Origin of the sequence: Mesorhizobium sp. M7A.F.Ca.CA.004.12.1.1 (assembly GCF_003997835.1) — a bacterium.
In the GTDB taxonomy this organism is placed as follows: domain Bacteria; phylum Pseudomonadota; class Alphaproteobacteria; order Rhizobiales; family Rhizobiaceae; genus Mesorhizobium.
Genome location: NZ_RZRK01000925.1, coordinates 1 through 2,252 on the forward strand (window position 1 = coordinate 1; position 2,252 = coordinate 2,252).

Sequence of the window (2,252 nt, forward strand, 5' to 3'; positions counted from 1 at the left end):
CCCGTTCTATGGCTATGGCACGGAAGGAAAACGCGGGTTTTCTTCCGCCGCCGCACGGCTTGCCGAACTGGTCAACGCGACGCCGGAAGTCACCATCGATATCGGCCAGGTCATGTTCGGCCAGACGGTCACGGTCTCCTCCGACGTCATGCGGCAGTTTTCGGCGCGTGGCAGCGCGCACCCGAAAAAGACCGTCATTCATGATGGTGACGGCAATGGCGGCGGCATCGTGCCCTACAGTTATGGCAAGGACTTCTACGGCACGATGCAGTGGGCGATCGGGCTCGAGCTTTTTCTCCTGATCGACGATCCCTGGCGTGTGTTCTTCACCACCGATCATCCCAACGGTGCACCTTTTACGGCTTATCCGGCGCTGTTCGAACTGCTGATGAGCCGGGAAGCGCGCGCCGAAATGACCGCTGGACTTTCACGATCCGCCCTGGCGCTCTCTACCCTGGCCGCAATCGACCGCGAATACACGTTCGAGGAAATCGCCATCATGACGCGCGCGGCGCCGGCCAAGCTGCTCGGCTTGACGGATCGAGGCCATCTCGGCGCCGGTGCAATAGCCGACATCGCTGTCTATCGCAGGGACCGCAGTATCGCGAAAATGCTCGGACAGGCGGCGTATGTTTTCAAGGATGGCGATCTCGTCGTGCAAGATGGGGAAATCATCCATTACCGCTGGGGCAAGGCATTGAGGCTCAAGCCGCCTGTCGACAAGGCAATGGTGCGACGGCTCGAGGACTATCACCAGCAGCGCTACGGCCTGTCGCTGGACTGGTTCAATTTTCCGGATTCCGCGATTGCGCGCGAACAGCCATTCGGCGAGGTGCCATGCCGAACATGAGCGTCAATGGGATGACGATCGACGATACCTTCGCGGAAGCCTTCGGCATGCGCGCAACCGCCATCGTCATCACCGCGCCGAGCCGGAAATGGGCTCGCCAGGCGGCGATCACGATGACCGGATTCGCCACCTCGGTGATCGGTTGCGGCTGCGAAGCGGCAATCGAGATCGACCTGCCGCCCTCGGCCACACCGGATGGCCGGCCGGGCTGCCGCGTCATGATCTTCGCGATGGGAACGGACGAATTGCAGAAGCAACTGCTCAATCGTGTCGGCCAGTGCGTTTTGACCTCGCCGGGTTCCGCCTGCTTTGCCGGGCTGCAAGGCAGCGCCGAGCTCAAGCTCGGTTCGGCGCTGCGTTATTTCGGCGACGGCTGGCAAATCTCCAAGAAGATCGGCGACAGGCATTTCTGGCGTATTCCCGTCATGGATGGCGAGTTCCTGTGCGAAGCAACGACCGGACTGACGAAGGAAGCTGTCGGTGGCGGCAATTTCTTTGTCATGGCGCAAAACAGCGCCAACGCTTTGGCCGCTGCCGAGGCCGCGGTCGCTGCGATCGGCATGGTGCCTGGCGCCATCGTGCCGTTTCCGGGCGGCATTGCCCGTTCGGGTTCCAAGATAGGTGGCAAATACAAAGGCATGATCGCTTCGGCCAACGAAGCCTACGCGCCAACGCTGCGCGGTGTCGTCGCGAGTGAGCTCGGTCCCGACATCAACGCCGTCCTGGAAATCGTCATCGATGGTGAAACCAATGATGCAGTTGCCGCCGCGATGAAGGCAGGCATCAAGGCTGTCATAGAACTCGGCCCGAAAAGAGGCGCGGTTCGGATCAGCGCCGGCAATTACGGCGGCAAGCTCGGGAAATTCATCTACTCGCTGAAGGATATGCTGCCATGAAGGCGCTGACCTTCACCCTGGTTGCCGAGCCGCCGGAGCGCCTTGACCTATCGCCGCTGACGCCGGAGCGGCTGGCCGGGATCGAAAGGCGCGACGTCGAAAGAATCCAGATCGGCATGTCGAAACACGGATCGAAGGTGGGCGACATTTTTCGCGTCGCCGGCAGCGATCCGACAAACATCGTGTTCGAAGGCGGAAGCACGCGCCTTGACCTTGTGGCGCAAGGCATGCGGGGTGGGTCGGTTCGCCTCGTTGGCAATGCGGGCGCCCAGGCCGGGCGCGCCATGCGCGGTGGGGAGCTCACGATCGAAGGCAATGCGGGTCCATACGCCGGCTCCGGCATGCGTGGCGGCAGGCTTGAGATAACAGGCAATGCCGGCGACCACCTCGGTGCGCCGCTCGTCGGGGAACTGGCCGGCATGAACGGCGGTGTGTTGATCGTCAGGGGCAAGGCGGGCGCCTTCGCTGCGGACCGCATGCGGCGCGGCCTGATCGCGGTGCTGAAA

Annotated in this window: 3 protein-coding genes; all 3 read left to right on the plus strand. The window is 62.5% G+C overall.

Going from position 1 to position 2,252, the window contains the following annotated elements; genetic code table 11:
- On the plus strand, window positions 1-850 hold an 850-nt coding region (locus EN984_RS31780; RefSeq protein WP_164765795.1), incomplete at its 5' end, for an amidohydrolase family protein.
- The gene (gene fhcD, locus EN984_RS31785; RefSeq protein WP_127327940.1) at window positions 838-1,746 is read left to right on the plus strand and encodes a formylmethanofuran--tetrahydromethanopterin N-formyltransferase; all 909 of its coding nucleotides are present in this window, start codon (window positions 838-840) and stop codon (window positions 1,744-1,746) included. The genes EN984_RS31780 and fhcD, both read left to right, overlap by 13 nt.
- Window positions 1,743-2,252: formylmethanofuran dehydrogenase subunit C (locus EN984_RS31790; protein ID WP_127384227.1), on the plus strand; the 510-nt coding region annotated here is incomplete at its 3' end. The genes fhcD and EN984_RS31790, both read left to right, overlap by 4 nt.